Annotated in this window: 13 protein-coding genes and 2 pseudogenes; 8 read left to right on the forward strand and 7 right to left on the reverse strand. The window is 71.4% G+C overall.

The features are described from left to right. Positions 1–11: 11 nt before the first annotated feature. The 8 genes and pseudogenes from ACLIYP_RS00515 (at position 12) to ACLIYP_RS00550 (ending at position 9,286) form a co-directional block, all read left to right on the forward strand. Complete coding sequence (locus ACLIYP_RS00515) at positions 12–1,244, forward strand: sensor histidine kinase (RefSeq protein WP_412711151.1); 1,233 nt, start codon at positions 12–14, stop codon at positions 1,242–1,244. A 12-nt stretch (positions 1,245–1,256) separates the two neighbouring features. Then, positions 1,257–1,931, forward strand: a complete 675-nt coding sequence (locus ACLIYP_RS00520) for a response regulator (protein ID WP_093663234.1) — start codon at positions 1,257–1,259, stop codon at positions 1,929–1,931. Positions 1,932–2,066: 135 nt separating this feature from the next. Further along, positions 2,067–2,894 carry an ABC transporter ATP-binding protein gene (locus tag ACLIYP_RS00525; RefSeq protein WP_412711152.1) on the forward strand — a complete coding sequence of 276 codons (828 nt, stop codon included), beginning with the start codon at positions 2,067–2,069 and terminating at the stop codon, positions 2,892–2,894. Continuing rightward, entirely contained in the window at positions 2,891–5,422 is a 2,532-nt protein-coding gene (locus tag ACLIYP_RS00530; protein ID WP_412711153.1) for an FtsX-like permease family protein, read from the forward strand. The genes ACLIYP_RS00525 and ACLIYP_RS00530 overlap by 4 nt, the downstream gene beginning before the upstream one ends. An 82-nt stretch (positions 5,423–5,504) precedes the next feature. Next, a complete protein-coding gene (locus tag ACLIYP_RS00535) occupies positions 5,505–6,920 on the forward strand; it encodes an MFS transporter (protein WP_412711154.1) in 1,416 nt (471 codons plus the stop codon). Further along, on the forward strand, positions 6,899–8,149 hold the full coding sequence (locus ACLIYP_RS00540; protein WP_412711155.1) for an FAD-dependent monooxygenase: 1,251 nt from the start codon (positions 6,899–6,901) through the stop codon (positions 8,147–8,149). The genes ACLIYP_RS00535 and ACLIYP_RS00540 overlap by 22 nt, the downstream gene beginning before the upstream one ends. Positions 8,150–8,222: 73 nt before the next feature. Continuing rightward, a pseudogene (locus ACLIYP_RS00545) lies at positions 8,223–8,372 on the forward strand (Tn3 family transposase); the annotation flags it as partial. A gap of 95 nt (positions 8,373–8,467) precedes the next feature. Next, positions 8,468–9,286, forward strand: a pseudogene (locus ACLIYP_RS00550) (IS5 family transposase). 165 nt (positions 9,287–9,451) lie between these two features. On the opposite strand, the gene ACLIYP_RS00555 reads toward ACLIYP_RS00550, so the two are convergent. From ACLIYP_RS00555 to ACLIYP_RS00585, 7 genes are all read right to left on the reverse strand, one after another. Beyond that, complete coding sequence (locus tag ACLIYP_RS00555; protein WP_412694901.1) at positions 9,452–10,462, reverse strand: sugar phosphate isomerase/epimerase family protein; 1,011 nt, start codon at positions 10,460–10,462, stop codon at positions 9,452–9,454. A gap of 20 nt (positions 10,463–10,482) precedes the next feature. Continuing rightward, the gene (locus ACLIYP_RS00560) at positions 10,483–11,682 is read right to left on the reverse strand and encodes a Gfo/Idh/MocA family protein (RefSeq protein ID WP_412711156.1); all 1,200 of its coding nucleotides are present in this window, start codon (positions 11,680–11,682) and stop codon (positions 10,483–10,485) included. Between the two features lie 36 nt (positions 11,683–11,718). Continuing rightward, a complete protein-coding gene (locus ACLIYP_RS00565; RefSeq protein WP_412711157.1) occupies positions 11,719–12,759 on the reverse strand; it encodes a substrate-binding domain-containing protein in 1,041 nt (346 codons plus the stop codon). A gap of 68 nt (positions 12,760–12,827) precedes the next feature. After that, entirely contained in the window at positions 12,828–13,859 is a 1,032-nt protein-coding gene (locus tag ACLIYP_RS00570) for an ABC transporter permease (protein ID WP_412711190.1), read from the reverse strand. A 32-nt stretch (positions 13,860–13,891) separates the two neighbouring features. Then, positions 13,892–15,406 (reverse strand): sugar ABC transporter ATP-binding protein, encoded by a 1,515-nt coding sequence (locus ACLIYP_RS00575; protein ID WP_412711158.1) that lies wholly within the window; start codon positions 15,404–15,406, stop codon positions 13,892–13,894. Positions 15,407–15,576: 170 nt separating this feature from the next. Next, entirely contained in the window at positions 15,577–16,758 is a 1,182-nt protein-coding gene (locus tag ACLIYP_RS00580) for an ROK family transcriptional regulator (RefSeq protein ID WP_412711159.1), read from the reverse strand. A gap of 580 nt (positions 16,759–17,338) precedes the next feature. Beyond that, positions 17,339–17,581 carry a hypothetical protein gene (locus tag ACLIYP_RS00585; protein ID WP_412711160.1) on the reverse strand — a complete coding sequence of 81 codons (243 nt, stop codon included), beginning with the start codon at positions 17,579–17,581 and terminating at the stop codon, positions 17,339–17,341. Positions 17,582–17,632: the final 51 nt, after the last annotated feature.

The following is a 17,632-nucleotide window of genomic DNA, read 5'->3' on the forward strand; positions in this document are numbered from 1 at the left end:
GGCTGGTGCGCATGACCTCAGTGGAGGAGGAACGCCCGCGCGCGCTGCTCGCGGGGGCTTCGCGGCGATGGGTGCGGCTGCTGCCGTGGGCCGTGGCGTTCGTGCTGTGCGTCGCCCTGCTGCCCACGACCATCGTGGTCCTCACCGCCGACTACGGCCTGACCGGAGGCGTCGCCGGCGGGTTGGCCGTCGCGCAGGCCGCGCCGCTGCTGCTCGCCGTCGTGCGGCCGCTGCAGGCCTGGTACGTGGTCTTCGTCGCGGACGTTGCCGGGGCGCTCGCCCTGCTCACCGTCGACTTCCAGGAGCGGCTGCTGTGGCCGTTCCCTCCCATGGAGATCGTCGGGTACGTCGGCCTCTGCCTCGCCCTGGGCCTGCGCGAGCGGCGCCGGACACTGCTGCTGGTGTGGCTGGCCACGGCCGCCGCGAACGTGGCCCTGGGGTTCGTCGCGCCCCATGGCTTCGGCGCCATGGGCCTGCTGTTCACCATCCTCGGGGGCGTCGCGCTCCTGCTGGGCGGTGCGCTGCGCGAGCGGTCCGAGGTGCAGCGCAGGCTGGTCGAGCAGGAGACGATCAGCGAGGCCGAACGTGGCCGGCGGACGCTGCTGGAGGAGCGCGCCCGGATCGCCCGCGAGCTGCACGACGTGGTGGCACACCACATGTCCGTCATCACGGTGCAGGCGGACACAGCGGAGTACCGCCTCGACAGGCTGCCGCCAAACGTGCGGGAGGAGTTCACGTCCATTGCGGCGACCGCGCGCGAGTCGCTCGGCGAAATGCGACGGCTCCTCGGCGTGCTGCGCAACGAGGAGGCGCACGGCGAGCTCGTGCCCCAGCCGGGCCTGGCGCAGATCGGGCAGCTGGTGGAAGTGACGGCGAGGGCCCGCGGGCCGGTGGAGTTCACCCCCTGCGACGCCCATGTGCCCGAGGCGGTCGGCCTGTCCGCGTACCGGATTGTCCAGGAGTCTCTCTCGAACGTCGTGCGGCACGCACCGGGTGCCCGCACGCAGGTGTCGCTGTCGGTGACGGAGTCCGATCCGCAGGACGGTGCGCGGCTCACCGTCCTGGTCGTCAACGGACCTCCGCCCCAGCCGCCCGACGGGCCGCTCGAGGTGGGCGGCACCGGGCACGGTCTCGTCGGCATGCGCGAGCGGGTGCGGCTCGTCGGCGGCAGCCTCGACACGGGGCCGCTGCCGGACGGCGGCTTCCGGGTCGCTGCCCAACTTCCCCTGAACTTCGCTGACTGAAAAGGACTTCACGTGACGACGCGCGTCATCATCGTCGACGACCAGGCCATGGTGCGGGCCGGCTTCGCCGCCCTGCTGGCCGCCCAGAGCGACATCGACGTGGTGGGCGAGGCCCCCGACGGCGCGCAGGGCGTCGAGCTGAGCCGGCGTACCCACCCGGACGTCGTGCTGATGGACGTGCGGATGCCCGAGATGGACGGGCTGGAGGCCGCACGCCGCCTCCTGGAGCCGGCACCCGGTGTGACACACCGGCCGCGCGTCCTGATGCTCACCACCTTCGACGTCGACGACTACGTCTACGAGGCGCTCCGGGCGGGCGCGAGCGGCTTCCTCCTCAAGGATGCGCCGCCGGCCGACCTCATCGCGGCGGTCCGCGTCGTGGCCTCGGGCGACGCGCTGCTCGCCCCTTCCGTGACGCGCCGGCTCATCGCGGACTTCGCCAAGCAGCGTTCCGCCGTCCGGGGCAAGCCCGCGCTGCGGCTCAAAGGCCTGACGGAACGCGAGACCGAGGTCCTCACGCTGGTGGCCCGCGGGCAGTCGAACGGGGAGATCGCGCAGACGCTGGTACTGGCTGAGCAGACGGTGAAGACGCACGTCAGCCGCGTCCTGACCAAGCTTGGCCTGCGCGACCGCGCCCAGGCGGTGGTCTTCGCCTACGAGTCGGGGCTGGTCGCTCCGGGCGAGTAGGACCGCCCCCGCCCCTCCCCCACCCCCTACCGCGGTAGCACCCCCACATTGGCTCCCCGGTATGACGCCCGGCGCTCAGCCGTCCCCGCACTCTTCACCCGTCACAGAAAGCACACGTGAAGAGGGAGACGGGACATGAGGCTACGCAGAGGCAAGCGGCAGAAGGCGGACAACCGGCCCGAGGTCCCGGCCACCACGTCCGGTCTCGCCGTCGAACTGCGCGACGTCCGGCGGCAGTACGGCCGCGGGCCGGGCACGGTGCACGCCCTCGCGGGCATCGACCTCGCCCTGCCGCGCGGCACGTTCACCGCGGTCATGGGCCCGTCCGGGTCCGGCAAGTCCACCTTCCTGCAGTGCGCTGCCGGGCTCGACCGGCCGACGGCGGGATCCGTGCGCCTCGGCGGCACGGAGATCACCGGCATGAGCGAGAACGAGCTCACCGAGCTGCGCCGCAGCCGCCTCGGCTTCGTCTTCCAGGCGTTCAACCTGCTGCCGTCGCTGACCGTGGAGCAGAACGTGCTGCTGCCCATGCGCCTGGCCGGGCAGCGCCAGGACCGGCGCCAGGCGCAGGCGGTGCTCGCCCAGGTCGGACTCGCCGACAAGGCGAAGCGCCGGCCCGGAGAACTCTCCGGCGGTCAGCAGCAACGCGTGGCCGTCGCCCGCGCCCTGGTCACCGGCCCCGACGTGATCTTCGCGGACGAACCCACCGGCGCCCTCGACACCGGCACCGCCGCCGAGGTCCTCGGCCTGCTGCGCAACGCGGTGGACGCTCTGGGCGCCACCGTTGTCATGGTCACCCACGACCCGGTCGCGGCCGCCTGGGCCGACCGTGTGCTGTTCCTCGCCGACGGCGCCTTCGCCGACCACCTCGAGCGCGGTTCGGTGGAGCAGATCGCGGCACGGATGGCCGTGCTCACCTCGCGCGCCTCCCGCTCCGGTGCGATGGCGGGGGTGGCGGCATGAGGCGCCCCAACGGACTCGCCCGTGAGGCCGTCCGCTTCAAGCCCGCGTCCTTCGCGGGGACCTTCCTCGCGCTGCTGATGTCCGCACTGATCGTCTCGGCCTGCGGAATCCTGCTCGAGACCAGCCTGCGCGCCTCCGTGCCGCCGGAACGGTACGCGAACGCGCCGGTCGTCGCGGCGGCGGACCAGAACAAGTACGTCGTCACCGGCAGCGGCGAGGACCGCGAGAAGGAGGCGACGCCCCTGCCGGACACGGCACGGATGGACGCCGGGCTGGCTGCGAAGGCCGCCGGGGCGCCGGGTGCGGCCACCGCCGTCGCGGACTTCACCTTCCCGGTGCGCGCGGTGGACGCCGGCGCCCGTGCACTGACTGTTCCGGGAGGTGTGCTCACCGCGCACGGATGGGGCTCGCACACCTTCACCGGCACCTCGCTGACCACCGGCTCCGCACCCCGCGAGGGGGAAGTCGTCCTCGACGCGGGAACGGCCCGCGCCGCGCGCGCCGCGGTCGGCGACACCGTCGTACTGGAGACCGCCGCCGGCCGGCAGGACTTCCGCGTCGCCGGCGTCGCCGAGGCCGGTCCCGCGGAGACCGCCCGCGACTTTGGCGACGCGGGTGCCCTGACCTGGTTCGCCGACACCCAGGCCCCCATGCTCGCCGGGCACCCCGGCAAGGCCGACGCCGTCGTCGTGCTGGCGGAGGACGGCACCGGCGCCGACGCCCTCGCCGGCGCCGTGAAGCAGGCCCTGGCCGGCTCCGGCGTCCAGGTCCACACCGGCGACGACCGCGGTGCCGTCGAGGACCCGGGCCTCGGGTACGCCAAGGTGACGCTCTTCGGAATCGGCGGCTCCTTCGGCGGCATCGCCGCCATCGTCGCGGTCTTCACGGCCGCCGGAACCGTCGCGCTCTCGGTCGGTCAGCGGGCCCGCGAGTTCGCCCTGCTGCGCGCCGTCGGCGCCACCCCGCGGCAGGTCCGCCGCGCGGTCGCCTCCGAAGCACTGCTCGTCGCGCCGCTCGCCGGGATCATCGGCTGCCTGCCCGGCATCGGGCTCGCCCACTGGTGGTTCGGGCAGCTCCAGGACCGGGGCGCCATCCCGCGCGCCGTGGACCTGCACGTCTCCGGGCTTCCGCTGCTCGCCGCCGTCGTCATGGGGCTGCTCACCGCGCTCGGCGCAGGCTGGATGGCCGGGCGCCGGCCCGCGAAGACCAAGCCCGGACAGGCGCTGTCGGACGCGTCGGTGGAGCGGTTGCGGCCCGGTCTGGTCCGCACCCTCCTCGGCGTCGGCGCCCTCGTCGGAGGCACGATCCTCACCGGCGTGTCCGCCCGCTCCGCCGGGGACGACGCGGCCGGCGCCGCCCTCGGCGTCGTCATGCTCTTCATGCTCGCCGTCGGGCTGCTCGGCCCGTCGGTGGCACGGCTGTGCGCCGGCCTGTTCGGCCTCCCGCTGCGCGGCGCGGGCCCGTCCGCCGAGCTCGCGGCCGCCAACTCCCGTACCAACGCCCGCCGCCTCGCCTCCGCGATCACCCCGATCGTGCTCGCCGTGGCCTTCTCCTCGACCCTCGTGTTCATACACACGAGCGAGACCCACGCCGCCGACAAGCAGCTGCGCGCGGGCATCACCGCGGACCACGTGGTGACGGACCCGGCCGGGCTCCCGGTGGACGCGGCTGCACGCGCCGCCCGCGCGCCGGGCGTGGAGGCGGCCGTCGGGCTGCTGAACACGCAGGTGCTGGTGCCGACCGGCTCCGGCGAGTTCAAGTCGCTCCAGGGCGCGACCGCCCAGGGCGTCACCGGCTCTGGCGCCGAGCTGGCGAAGGTGCAGGACCTGGACGTACGCGACGGCAGCCTCGACCGGCTCGGCGAGGGGCGTATCGCCATCGACAAGACCCTGGCGACCTCGGCGGACGCCGGTGTCGGCGACCGGCTCCCGCTCCACCTCCCCGACGGGACGGAGGTCAGCCCCGAGATCGTCGCGGTCTACGGCCGCGGCCTCGGCCTGGCCACGGTGACCATGGACCGGGCGTCCCTGGCCGGGCACGTCACCTCGAGCTTCGACAGCACGCTCCTGGTACGGGGCGGCTCGGAGAAGTCGCTCACCGCCCTGGGCGAGGTCACCGACGCCTCCGGCTACGCCACCGGGCAGAACCGCGACGCGAAGCTGGGCGCCTGGATGAACAACACCATGGCCGCGGTCCTCGGCGGGTTCGCCGCCGTCGCCGCGGTCAACACCCTGGTGATGACGGTCCTGGACCGCCGCCGCGAGCTGGGCATGCTGCGCCTCGTCGGGTCCACCCGGCGTCAGGTGATGACGATGCTCCGCTGGGAGGGCCTGCTGGTCGCCGTGGTGGGCCTGGTCCTCGGCTCCGCGATCGCCGCGGCCACGCTGGTCCCGATGATGAGCGGCGTGACCGGTGACATGCCGTACGTGCCTCCGCTGGTGTACGGATGCTTCGCGGTCGCCGCCGGCGGCCTGGCCCTGCCGGCGGTCACGCTGCCGGCCCGGGCCGCGCTGCGCCGCCGGTCCTAGCCCGTCCGGGGCGGCAGCGCCACATGCCGTGCGCGCCCCCCGTTGCCCCCTTCCTCACCCGGCAATGGCGGAAAGGACACTCATGACCACAACCCTGGATCCCCCGGTCCCCATCGGGAAGGCCGCTGTCGGAGCCCTCGGTTTACTGGCACTGTTCACCGGCGCTCTGGAGTCGGTGGTGTCACCGACGATCCCGCTCCTGGAACGCGAACTGGACATGAGCCAGTCCGAAGGGGCACTGCTCAGCATCGTGCTCCTCATCTCCGGGGCACTCATCACGCCGTTGGCAGGCATGTTCGGCGACCGCTACGGCGGGAAACGGGTCCTGATCCGGCTGATGGCGGTCGTTGCGGTCGGCGGCACGGTGTCCGCCCTGGCCCCGAACCTGCCCGTACTGCTGCTCGGGCAGGTGCTGCAAGGGGCGATGGTGGGCGCGCTTCCACTGTCGTTCATCGTCGTGCGCAAAAACCTGCCCCCGGGAGAGTCGAGGGTCGCCATCGGGGTGGTCAGCGGACTCTTCGTCGGGGGAGGGATGGTCGGCATGCTGTCGGCCGGGCCGGTGGCGGAAGAGCTCTCCCGGCACTGGATGTTCGCGCTGCCCACGATCGCGGTCGTCGGGGCCACCCTGCTCGTGAACAGGCTCATGCCGTCCGACCGGCCGGGCGGGTCGGACGACGCCGGCATCGACTGGCCCGGCCTGCTGCTCCTGAGCGGGATGCTGGTCACGCTCATGCTCGTACTCGCGCTGGCGCCCGAAGCGGCCTCGCAACCACTCGTGCTCGGCGCCCTCGTCGTGTTTCTGGCCGTCTTCGTCGCCGGTTGGGTGTCCGTCGAACGGCGTGCGGCCTCTCCGGTGATCGATCTGCACATGCTGGCACGGCCCGCGATCTGGAAGGCGTGTGCGCTGACATTCGTGATCTGCCTCGGCACCTCGATGGCGGCCTATCTCGTTCCGCAGCTGCTCGACGAGCGCGGCGACGGGTACGGATTCAGCGCCAGCGCCACCGAGATCGGCTTCCTCCTGCTGCCCGGCGCCGTCGCCGCGACGCTGGCCGGGCCGCTCGGCGGGATCGGGGACCGGCGTTTCGGCTCGCGTGCCGTGGTCAACACCGGGGTCGTCATGATGGCCGTCTCCCTGGTCGTCCTGGCGTCCGTGCACACCGAGGTCTGGCACGTCGTCGTCGGCAAGGCGCTGATCGCGCTGGCAAGCGGCTTGTGCGTCACGGCGATGACGACCAGCACCGCCACGGCCGTCGATGCCAAGGACACCGGCATCGCCACCAGCCTGATCCTGGTGAGCCGCGTACTCGGCTACGCCGTGGGCGGGCAGCTCGGTGGTGCGCTCCTCACCGCCGCAACCCCTTCCGGGTCGGAGGTCGCGGCCGAATCGGCCTACGTCACCGGCTTCGTCATAGCCGGCGTCGTCACGTCGCTGGCCCTGTTCGTCACTCGCACCATGCCCAAAGGAGTCAAGGAATGCCCCTCACCGATCAGCTGACGGATGTCCGTGGCACGCCGAGGCGCACGGTCCTGATATCCGGGGCCGGCATCGCGGGGCCCGCCCTCGCGTTCTGGCTGAACCGCTACGGATACGCGGTCACGGTCGTGGAGAAGGCGCCCACCCTGCGCGGGGGTGGCCATCCCGTCGACGTGCGCGGCACCGCACTGGAAGTCGTCCGGAGGATGGGGATCCTGCCGCGGCTGCGGGACGCGCACATCGACCTGCGGCGGCTGACCTTCCTCGACTCGGACGGCAGCGAGGTGACCTCCCTGCACCCGCATGCCGTCACCGGCGGTGTCGCGGGACAGGACCTGGAGGTACGGCGCGGGGATCTGACGGAAGCGCTGTACACGGCGGTCCGTGACGACGTGGAGTTCCTGTTCAACGACTCCATCGACACCCTCGACCAGAGCGACCACGGGGTCGACGTCACCTTCCGCGGGGGCGGCAGCCGTACGTTCGACATGGTGTTCGGTGCGGACGGCATGCACTCGCGCACCCGGGAGATGCTGTTCGGCCCTGAAGAGCGGTTCCACCGCTACCTCGGCTACTGCTTCGCCGTGTTCACCATGCGCAACACCTTCGGGCTCTCCCACGAGACCGTGATGTGGAACGCCCCGGGCAGGGCCGCGGCACTCTACGCCGTGGGGGACGACGACGAGGTGCACGCCTTTTTGAACTTCGCCCGGCCGGAGCCGCCCATGGACGCGTTCCGGGACCCGCAAGCCCAACGCGACCTGACCGCCGAGGTCTTCGCCGACGCGGGATGGGAGATCCCGGGCATGCTGGCCGCCCTGCGCGAGGCGGAGGACCTGTTCTTCGACGGGGTCAGCCAGATCCACATGCCCCGCTGGTCCAACGGCAGGGTCGCGCTGGTCGGCGACGCCGCGTACGCGCCCTCGTTCCTCACCGGACAGGGCACCAGCCTCGCGCTCGTCGGCGCGTACATGCTCGCCGGCCACCTCGCGGACCGGGGTCACGGCGCGGGCTTCGCCGCCTACGAACGCGACACCCGGCAGTTCGTGACCGCGAACCAAGGGCTGGTCGGCCAGGGCGGCGCCACCCTCTTCCCCACCACCGCCCAGGCCCTGGAACAGCGCAACGAACGACTGCGCAGCCTCAGCGCCATGCCCCCGGCGGAGGGAAAACTGGCTCATGCGGCGCTCACTCTGCTCGATCCCCTGCGCCGGCATGACCGCCGAGCCGGGTCGGGCCCTGCCGGCTGATGGAACTCCATCTGGAACAAGTCGAGCCGTTCCGTCACCGACCCGTGTCATGTCGTCAGCGCGGGCCGACGCGATGCTCGCGCTTCATCTGCTCCGGTCCGCGCTCGTGCACGTCAACACGCTGCTGGTGCAGCAGGTCCTGGCCGAGCCGGCCTGGGCGAAGAATCTGGGGGACGAGGACCGGCGCGGCCTGACCGCACTGTTCTGGCCCAACGTCAACCCGTACGGCACCTTCCGCCTGGACATGGACAAGCGGCTCGACCTGGGGCTGACCGCTGCCGTGCCCCGCCCCCGCAACCCGGCGGACATCGCCGGCCGATCGAGCCGCTGCTGCCCGTGCGGCAGCGCCGGCACCGGCATCCGGGCCGCAAGGCGCTGGACGACCGCACCGTGCTGTGCGGCATCCTGCTCGTGCTCTGCACCGGCATCCGGTGGGAGTGGCTGCCCGGGGAACTCGGCTTCGGCTCGGGCATGACCTGCTGGCGCAGGCTGCGGACTGGAACAATGCCGGGGTGCGGCAGCGGCTGCACGAGGTGCTGCCGGCCGAGCTGCGGGCGGCCGGCCGCCTGGACCTGTCGCGGGCGGTGATCGACAGCTCCCACGTCCGGGCGCTCAAGGGCGGCCCAGAACCGGACGGAGCCCGGTCGGCCGGGGCCGACCGGGCTCCAAACACCATCTGGTCTGCGATGCCACCGGCATCCCGCTCGCGGCGACGCTGACCGGCGGCAACCGGGGGCGACATCACCCGGCTGATGCCCCTGCTGGCCGCGGCTCCGCCGATCCGGGGCAAACGGGGCCGGCCTCGGCAGCGGCCGCGGGAGGTCTTGGCCGACCGCGGTTACGACCACGACTGCTGCCGCCGCCAGGTCCGGGTCAGGGGCATCAAACCGGTCATCGCCCGCCGCGGCACCGAACACGGCTCCGGGGTTGGGCATCCGGCGGTGGGTGGTCGAGCAGACCATCGCGCTGCTGCACGGCTTCCGCCGCCTGCGGATCCGCTGGGAGATCCGCGACGACATCCACGAAGCCCTCATGCGACTTGGTTGCGCGCTGATCTGCCGGCGCCGCCTCCGCACCGCATTGCGACAGGAACTCTTGCGGTTCCCGTGGTGGCGACCGAGTCGCGGTCTCGGATGAGCCGGACTCCGGCTCGTTCCTGTGAGATCGACGGAGCCTCCCTGGTGAACCCGTCCGCGTGTGGGGCGCGTTCGCATCGACGTCGCCGGTAGGACTCCGGAGGTAGGCCGCCGGGCCCCGGAAGGAGAGAGGCACTGGCTCGTGCTTCGGCGGGCGGCGGTGTTGTCAGGACCGGCGATCGCCACCGAAGGCGGCGTCGAAGGAGGCGGTGGGAGGCTCGAAGTCGAAGCGTTTGAGCGCCCGCAGGGCTTCGGGAGCGCCTTGGAGGCGGCTCATCCCCGGGTCCTCCCACTCAACGGAGACGGGACCGTCGTACCCGATGGAGGACAGCATGCGGAAGACGTCCTCCCATGGAACGTCGCCGTGCCCGGCCGAGACGAAGTCCCAGCCCCGGCGCGGGTCGCCCCAGGGCAGGTGGGAACCGAGCCGTCCGTTGCGTCCGTCCAGCCGTTTGCGCGCCTCCTTGCAGTCCACATGGTAGATCCGGTCGCGGAAGTCGTAGAGGAATCCGACGGGGTCGAGGTCCTGCCAGACGAAGTGGCTTGGGTCGAAGTTGAGCCCGAAGGCGGGCCGGTGGTCCACGGCCTCCAGCGCCCTGTGTGTCGTCCAGTAGTCGTAGGCGATCTCACCGGGGTGGACCTCGTGGGCGAACCGCACGCCTTCGGCGTCGAAGACGTCGAGGATCGGCCCCCACCGTTCGGCGAAGTCGGCGTATCCGCGCTCCACCATCTCCGGCGGCACAGGGGGGAACATCGCCACGAGGTGCCAGATCGAGGAACCGGTGAACCCGATGACGGTGTCCACGCCGAGGGCGGCGGCGGCCCTGGCCGTGTCGGCCATCTCGGCCGCGGCCCGGCGCCTGACGCCCTCGGGGTCGCCGTCGCCCCAGATGCGGCCCGGAAGTATCGCCTGGTGGCGTTCGTCGATGAGCCGGTCGCACACGGCCTGGCCGACCAGATGGTTGGAGATGGCCCAGCATCTCAGTCCATAGCGGGCGAGGAGTTCCCTGCGGCCCCGGACGTAGTCCTGGTCCTCCAGTGCCCGGTCGACCTCGAAGTGGTCTCCCCAGCAGGCGAGTTCGAGTCCGTCGTAGCCGAAGTCCCGGGCAAGGCCGCAGACCTCTTCCAGGGGGAGGTCGGCCCACTGGCCGGTGAACAAGGTGAAGGGACGTGACATTGTCGCGTGTCTCCTTGCCGTCAGACGGGTACGGGGGTGTAGCTCGCGTTCTTCGCTGCGCTCTCCTCAACCGCGGCCAGCACCCGCTGGACCTGCAGCCCTTCGGTGAACGACGGTGCGGGGTCGGTGCCGGTGGCGATGGCGTGCACGAGATCGTGGGCCTGGTGGGTGAAGGTGTGCTCGTAGCCCAGGGCGTGGCCGGGGGGCCACCAAGCCTCCATGTACGGGTGCTCGGGTTCGGTGACCAGGACGCGCCGGAAACCGGCCGTCGTGGCCGGCTCGGTGTGGTCGTGGAATGACAGTTCGTTGAGGCGTTCGAGGTCGAAGGCCAGCGATCCCAGCTCGCCGTTGATCTCCACGCGCAGCGCGTTCTTGCGGCCCGCCGCCACCCGGGACACCTCGAAGCTCGCGAGGGCGCCCGAGGCGAGCCGGCCGGTGAACAGGGCCGCGTCGTCCACGGTCACCGGTCCCCTGGCCCGCGGCCCGTCGTCCCCCGTGAGCGTCGCGGCAACCAGGGGCCGCTCGGAGACGAACGTCTCGGTGAGGGCCGACACACCGGCCAACGGCTCCGCGGACAGGTACTGGGCCAGATCCACCGCGTGCGCGCCCAAGTCGCCCAGCGCGCCGGAACCGGCCTTCTCGCGCGAGAGGCGCCAGGTCAGCGGGAACTCAGGGTCGACGAGCCAGTCCTGGAGGTAAGTGACCCGGATATGGCGCAGCGCTCCGAGGCGGCCTCCGGCGATCAGACGGCGGGCTTGGGCGATGGCCGGTACCCGACGGTAGTTGAAACCCACCATCGCCACCTGGCCACGCCGGCTGGCCGCCCGCGCGGCCTCCACCATGGCCTCCGCCTCCGGCACGGAGTTCGCCAACGGCTTCTCGCACAGCACATGCTTACCCGCCTCCAGCGCCGCGATGGCGATCTCGGCGTGGCTGTCTCCCGGTGTGCAGATGTCGACCAGGTCGACGTCGTCGCTGTCCACGACGGCGCGCCAGTCGGTCACGGCGGCGGCCCAGCCTTGCTGCCGGGCCGCCGCTCCGACCGCCGCTTCGTCACGGCCCGAGATCATCGCGAGCCGGGGACGCAGTGGGAGCGGGAACGCGTGCCCCGCCGTCCGCCACGCCTGCGAGTGGGCGACGCCCATGAACGCGTAGCCGACCATGCCGATACCCAGGTCCGGCTTGGGCTCGCCGTACTCTCTGCGATCACTGTGTTTCATCAGATGTGCTCCTGGTTGGCCGGGTGGGGGGAGGGCTCAGATGAAGCCGGTGGGCAGGTAGTCCTCCACGTTGTCCTTGGTGACGATCGCCGAGTAGAGCGTCAGGGACGAGGGGATCTCCAGCTCGGCCAGGCCGCTGACGCCCTTGCCCTGCCCGAGGGCACGGGCGAGGTCGATCGCGGAGGCCGCCATGGTCGGCGGGTAGAGCACGGTGGCCTTGAGCACGCTGTCGTCGGACTGGATCGCTTCCATGGCCGACTTCGATCCCGCGCCGCCGACCATCACGAACTCGTCCCGGCCGGCTTGCTCGATGGCCCGCAGCGCGCCCACGCCCTGGTCGTCATCGTGGTTCCACAGAGCGTCGAAATCCTTTTGGGCCTGCAGTAGTTGGAACATCTTGGCCTGGCCGGACTCGACGGTGAACTCGGCTGCCTGGCGGGCGACCTTGGTGATGTTCGGGTAGTTGCCGAGCGCGTCGTCGAAACCCTGGGTGCGCTGCTTGGTGAGCTCCAGGGTGTCGAGCCCGGCGAGTTCGACGACCTTGGCGTCCTCGACATCCTTCAGTCGCTCGCCGATGTACCGGCCCGCGTTGAGGCCCATTCCGTAGTTGTCTCCGCCGATCCAGCACCGGTAGGCCTGGGGGGAGTTGAATATCCGGTCCAGATTGACGACGGGGATGCCCGCACGCATCGCCTCGAGGCCGGTCTGGGTGAGCGCCTTGCCGTCGGCCGGCAGGATCACGAGCACGTCGACCTTCTTGTTGATCAGTGTCGTGATCTGGCCGATCTGCGTCGCCGTGTCGTTGGACCCCTCGGTGATCTCCAGCGTCACGTCCTCGTACTGCTCGGCCCGCCGGGTGGCGTTCTCGTTGATGGCGTTCAGCCAGCCGTGGTCGGCCTGCGGGCCGGCGAACCCGATGGTGACCGGCTTGCCGGGCTTGCCCGCGGTCTCCGGTGCCGTGGCAGCGGACCCATCGCTGGAGGAGGCGTTGCTCGTGCAGCCGGTGACGAGGGCCCCGGCACCGATCGCCGCGCCGAACAGCACTCTTCTGCGGCTGGTGAGGATTTTTTCAGACATGCTGAGTCAGCCCTTCTCAGGTGTGGTGCGGGGCGGGGAGAGGACCAGGGGCGGGGGCGGGTGCCTGGTCAGGCTCCGCCGGTGCGGCGGAGCGTGCGGTGTTGGAGGAGGACGGCGGCGACGATGATCGCGCCCTTGGCGATCTGCTGGACGTCGCTCTGCAGGTTGTTGAGCGCGAAGATGTTGGTGATCGTGGTGAAGATCAATACGCCCAGCACGGAACCGACGATCGTGCCGCGCCCGCCGGTCAGCAGGGTGCCACCGATGATCACGGCCGCGATGGCGTCGAGTTCGTACAGGTTGCCGTTGGTGTTCTGTCCTGAACCTGACAATACGATCAACAGGAAGGCCGCGATGCCGCAGCACAGACCCGAGAGCACGTACAGGTAGAGACGCTGGCGCCGGATGTCGATCCCGGCCAGCCGGGCGGCCTCGGCGTTCCCGCCGACCGCGAGCGTGCGGCGGCCGAAGGTCGTGCGGTTCAGGAGCAGCCAGCCGAGCACGGTCACCGCGCCGAAGACGAGCACCAGGGGAGGTGTGCCGAGCACATAGGCGCCGGGGGCGCCCAGGTCCAGGACGGCGTCCACCGTGACGATCTGGGTGCGGCCGTCGGTGATCTGAAGGGCCAGCCCGCGTGCGGAGGCGAGCATCGCCAGCGTGGCGATGAAGGGAACCATGCCGCCGTACGCGACGAGGACGCCGTTGACCAGGCCGCATCCGACACCGACGACAACAGCGGTGAACAGGATTCCGGTGAAGCCGTACTCCTGTGTCGCGACGGTGGTCGCCCAGACCGAGGCCAGGGCGACGATCGCGCCCACCGAGAGGTCGATGCCGCCGCCGGCGATGACGAACGTCATCCCGACGGTCACCACTCCGATGATCGACGCCTGCGTCAGCACCAGTTGCAGGTTCGAGCCCGCCAGGAAGGTGTCGGGCTCGGTGACCCCGCCGACGGCGACGAGGATCGCCAGCACGCCGAGCAGGGAGAGGTTGCGGACGTCCGCCTGCCGACCGAGACGAGCCAGCGGGCCCGGCGGCCTGCCGCCCGCGGGCCCACCGCGGACCGGACGCTTGCCACGACTGGCCGACTGGGGCACCGCCCGCCGCGCAGAGGAGACTGGCTGCTGTGTCACGAAGGCTCCGTTCCAGGAGACGTGGTGTCGGCATGGGCTGCCATCAACAGGTCGAGAACGCGGTTTTCGTCGAGGTCCCGGGCCGGCGCGGTGTCGACCACCCGGCCCTCGCGCAGCACCAGGACACGATCGGCGAGGCCGAGGACCTCGGGAAGCTCGCTGGAGACGAGGAGAACGGCCAGACCCGCGTCGGCGAGCCGCCTGATCACGCCGTAGAGTTCCGCACGCGCTCCCACGTCGACGCCCCGGGTCGGCTCGTCGAGCAGGAGGACGCGGCAGTCCCGCAGCAGCCAGCGTGCGAGGACCGCCTTCTGCTGGTTGCCGCCCGAAAGCGTGCGTATGAGCACATCCGGGTCGTCGGGACGCAGGGACAGCTCCCGGGTGACGGCCTTCGTCGCGACGCGCTCGCCGCGCCGGTCCAACCAGCCCAGCCGCGCGAAGCGCGAGAGGGTGGAGACCGACACGTTGCGGGTGACGGATTCAAGCTGGAACAGCCCCTGGGCCTTGCGTTCCTCGGGAGCCAGGCCCAGTCCCGCCGCCACGGCCGAGCGTACGCTGCCGGGACGCAGCCGCCGGCCGTCGACGCTCACCTCCCCGGCGCTGGGGCGGCGCGCCCCGTAGATGGTTTCCAGGATCTCCGAGCGACCGGAACCGACCAGGCCGGCGAGGCCGACGATCTCACCCGCGCGCAGCTCGAGGTCGAGCGGCGCGAACTCCCCCTCCCGGGCCAGGCCACGCGTCCGCAGGACGGTCGGCGCGCTCTGCCGAGGTGCGGACCGGCCGGGGAAGACGTGCTCGATCTCGCGCCCGGTCATCAGTGCGATGATCTCCCGGTCCGGGGTCTCCTCCACCGCAAGCCCCCCGGCGACGGACCGGCCGTTCTTGAGGACCGTGACCCGGTCCCCGATGCGCCGGATCTCCTCAAGACGGTGCGAGATGTAGACCACGGCCACTCCGTCGGCCGTCAGTTCGCGGACGATGCGGAAAAGGTTCTCCGTCTCGTCGGGGTCGAGCGCCGCGGAGGGCTCGTCCATGACGATGAGCCGCACGTCGTGGGAGAGCGCCCGGGCCATCGAGACGATCTGCCGCTGCGCGGCCGACAACTCCCCCACGGCCCGGCTCGCATCGATCTCCTCGTGCCCGAGCCGCCGCAGCAGTTCCGCCGCCGCGACGCGGGTGTCACGACCGCGGATCACAAACCCGGCCGCCGTCCGCTCATGGCCCAGGAAGACGTTCTCGGCGACGGACAACCCCTCCACCAGGTCCAACTCCTGGTAGATCGTGGCGATGCCGAGCCGCATCGCGGCGATGGGCGATCTCAGCACGACCTCCTCGCCGCGCCAGGTGACCGTGCCCGAGTCGGGGCGGTGAGCGCCGGCGAGCACCTTGATCAGGGTGGACTTGCCCGCTCCGTTCTGCCCCAGCAGGCAGTGCACTTCGCCCGCCTGCACCTGAAGAGTGACACCGTCCAGGGCTCGCACCCCGGGGAAGGCCTTGATGATGTCCGACATCGTGAGCAGAGGTGATCGGACCGTGTCACCGGCCCGTTGAGAGGAAACAGACATAGGCACCACGAGGAATCCCAACGGAAAGGACATGCCGGCCCCGCCCGGGCTCCTGCCACTGGGGACTGGGACTGGGACTGGGACTGGGGACGGGCGGGAGAGTCGAGTCGCGGAGGTCAGGCGGGCGAGAACAGGTGGTCGCTGATGAGCCGCGTGGCACCGATGACCCCGGCCATGCCGCCCAGTTCACCCAGGACAATGGGAAGGTTCCCCGTCGCCAGCGGAAGGGAGCGGCGATAGACCTGGGAACGCACGCTTGCGAGAAGCGTGTGGCCCAGTCCCGTCACACCACCACCGATGACGACCATGCCGGGGTTGAAGAAGCTGACGAGCCCGGCGATCACCTGCCCGACCCGTTCCCCGCCCGTGCGGACCATGTCCAGTGCGACCGGGTCACCCGCGGCCGCGGCGGCCGCGAGATCGGCGGAGGTGAGCCGCCCGGACGCCTCCAGTCGTACGGCCAGGTGCGCCGAACGACCGCTGCGTGCGGCCTCTTCGGCGTCCCTGGCCAGCGCGGCACCGCTGAAGTGTGCTTCCAGGCATCCGCGGTTTCCGCACGCGCACAGCCGCCCCTGCGGATCCACCTGGATGTGGCCGATGTCTCCGGCGCACCCGGTGACGCCCCGGTACACCTGGCCGCCGACGATGATGCCGCAGCCGATCCCCGTTCCGATCTTGACGCAGAGGAAGTCGGCGACGGAGCGGGCGACGCCTGCGTGCTGCTCACCGAGGCCCATGAGGTTGACGTCGTTGTCGACCATGACCGAGCACCCGAACTCCTGGCTCAGAGCTTCACGCACGGGGAACCCGTCCCAGCCCGGCATGATGGGGGGCGCCACGGGCACGCCCTCGGGGAAGCGCACCGGACCGGGAACGCCGACCCCGACCCCGTCGAAGCCTTCCACCAGCCCGGACTTCTTGAGCTTCTCCGCCATCGCGAGCACCTGCTCGAACACCGCGACGGGGCCGTTCTTGACGTCCGTGGAGTCGTTGAGGTGGCCCAGCACCTCAAGCTCGCCGTTGGTGACGGCCACGTCGATGGAGGTTGCGCCGATGTCCACGCCGAGGAAACGCAGACCTGGCGCGAGCCGCACGCTGTGGGACCGCCGGCCCCCTCGGGAAGCGGCGAACCCATCGGTGGCCACGAGGCCCGTCTCCAGCAGCCGGTCGATCTCAACAGCCAGTTTGGAGCGGGAGAGCTGGATGCGCTCCCCCAGTTCGGCCCGTGAGCTGCGCCCACTGTCCCGCAGCAGACGCAGCAGGTGTGCCTGGTAAGTATTGGCCGGCCGAGCCGTCATCCGCCGCACGAGCACTCCTCAACGTCGGTCGCTGCGCGTTGAGACACCGCCCAGCGAACGAACCCTGACGGGCTTTCGCCGAGAAGCTAGCAGCGCCAGCCGACCTTAGGAAGAAGTTTCGCAGCGTCACTCAAAACTTTCGCTCACCAGAGGACGAAGTGCCACGTCGTGTGCCGACCAGCTGCACAGAGCAATCAACGTTCCACGTCGACCTCGGCGTTCGAGGGCACGCACGGGCCGGCGGTCGACAGGCTGAGCCGGCCCGCTCCCCAGGGTCTGGGCCTTTGGCGACCGTCTCGCGGATCGGCCGACCCCTCGTCGGCGTGCCCAGCCGAGCGCCGAGCGAGACACGCGTGCCGGGGCGCCAGTGCACGGCGTGCGCCCGTGCACTGGCGCCCCACCGCGGCTCGGAAGCTGGTCAGGTGCCACAGGGCCTCGGTGCTGTACCCGCAAAAACGTCAAGCACGCGCGAGCCGGGCCCGTGGCGGCCGCCGCGAACACCGCGGCCGGTGTTGTCGTCACGGTCGGCGCCCTCTACCGCCGTCCGGCCCACAAGCCATGGCGCGGGACGGCCGGTTCGTCAGTGGAACAGACCGCTGCAGGCGTTGAGTGCGGGCCGGCCGTGGTCGCGCGGCACGCGGTTGACGGCCGTCGGCACAGGGCCCGGGCCGCGGTGGAGGGAGCTGGGCACCGTTCCCGGGCGCCGCAGCCGGGCGTTGACCGCGGCGACCGCTTCGGGCCGACCGCCGCGGCGTGCTCCGGCGGCCGCGTGGGCGGTCAGGCGCTCGGCGTGGTCGTGCAGCGTCACCGGCTGAGAGGTCATGGCCGCTGAGGATGCGGGTGTGAGTAGCTGAGGTACAGGAAATCCCGGTGA

The organism is Streptomyces nanhaiensis, from assembly GCF_046614825.1.
Taxonomy (GTDB): Bacteria; Actinomycetota; Actinomycetes; order Streptomycetales; family Streptomycetaceae; genus Streptomyces; species Streptomyces radiopugnans.